The sequence below is a fragment of the Pseudomonas sp. GM49 genome, from assembly GCF_000282355.1.
Lineage (GTDB): Bacteria > Pseudomonadota > Gammaproteobacteria > Pseudomonadales > Pseudomonadaceae > Aquipseudomonas.
The window spans coordinates 1-1,534 of record NZ_AKJL01000297.1; the positions used below are offsets into that span (position 1 = coordinate 1).

Annotated in this window: 3 protein-coding genes; all 3 read right to left on the bottom strand. The window is 59.6% G+C overall.

Going from position 1 to position 1,534, the window contains the following annotated elements:
- On the bottom strand, positions 1-524 hold a 524-nt coding region (locus tag PMI29_RS03270; RefSeq protein WP_008003282.1), incomplete at its 3' end, for an FAD-dependent oxidoreductase.
- 58 nt (positions 525-582) lie between these two features.
- A complete protein-coding gene (locus PMI29_RS03265; protein ID WP_008003283.1) occupies positions 583-969 on the bottom strand; it encodes a hypothetical protein in 387 nt (128 codons plus the stop codon).
- A gap of 123 nt (positions 970-1,092) precedes the next feature.
- The coding region (locus tag PMI29_RS03260) for an alpha/beta fold hydrolase (RefSeq protein WP_008003298.1) at positions 1,093-1,534 on the bottom strand (442 nt) is incomplete at its 5' end.

Sequence of the window (1,534 nt, forward strand, 5' to 3'; positions counted from 1 at the left end):
CAGCCGTAGAAAACCTCCACCGCTTCTTTTTCGACGCGACGAAACAGGGCATCGACCAACCCCAGACCGCCGCCGGAAACCTCGATGGTCAGGCCGCCCCAAAAACGATACTTGCCCTCGACCATGAAAGCCTGACGTCCGTAGATTGGCATGAAACGTACGCCCTTGCCGGTCATCCAGTGCAAGGTCTCCAGGCTCTGCGAGACCACCGTGTCCAGCACCTCCGGATCGGAGCGGTATTGACTCATCGAGGCCAACTCCGCGAAAAAATCGTCCTGGCTGTAGGCGCCGAAATCGCTGTTTTGCACCTCGGAATCCAACAGATCCGGCATCAGCCGGCGCAAGTCGTCCACTCCCCGGTATGCCACGCGAAAAGCGCCGCCGGTATGGGCCGAGTTACCGCCCCGCTGTTCCTGCGGCGCACGTTCGAGCAAGGCCACCCGAGCCCCTTGGTCGCAGGCTGAAAGGGCCGCGCAAAGCCCGGCATTGCCACTGCCCAGCACGATAACGTCATAAGGCTGCATATCCGCTCCTGATCATTGAACTGCGTGCGTGATTATCAACAGAAGCGTGCGAGCGGATTTAGCCCGCACGGCCAAAGGGGCTTTTCAACAAAACCGTAAGGTGGCGCACGACTCTACGTGCGCATGCAGCGGACTTAAGGCGCGGGCAAAACGTCGGGAAGCAATAACAGCCGGTCCCCGGCAAACGCTCCAACAAAAACACCCCGTTGCCAGTCCAGGCCGAAAACCACACCGACTGGCCGTCCTGGCTGTTGGCCAAGCCGGGCGTGGTGCTCAGGAACAGGAAGCGGGCATCCGGCGATAGTTCCAGATCCTCGGGCGGCGCCATGCCGCAGATCGGCGTGTAACCGCTTCCCGCTGCGCACGCAGGCGTCTCCTGTGTGGCATAGGTCGACGCGCTGGCAGCCAACGCCAAGGCAACGCCGACCCAATGTAATTCAGTCATGAAGAAGCCCCCATTTTGTTTGTGTTATGGGTTCATGGGGAGAACACAAGCGAGGAGCTTTGATGCAATGCCATTGCCGCCCTGCCTCTCGCCGCTATGGCAACGAGAGGCAGGCGCCACGACTTAGTGGTTGAGGAAATCGATCACCAGACGGTTGAATGCATCAGCGTGCTCCCACTGTGCCCAATGGCCGCATTGGCTGAACACATGCAGGCGGGCGTCAGGTAGGCCGTTAAGCAGCTTCAGGCTCCAGTCGATCGGTACGAAGCGGTCGTCGCGGCCCCAGGTAATCAGGGTCGGGTGCTTGATGTCGGGTAAGTTGGCGGTGAAATCGCCCATCTGGAACTTGCTCAAATCGATGCTCTTGAGAAAGTTTTCCAGGTGCTGAGGGTTGGCCAGAATGCTCTTGTGACGCAGGCTGATCAGCTCCTCGGTGAGGGCGCTGGAGTCGTAGACAAACACGTCGAGCATCTTCTTCAGGTTTTCAAGGCTCGGGTCGTGGTACACCCCGAACAGCAACTTGATGCCTTCCATCGGCAGTGGTGTGAACAGGCTGGTGCGCCCC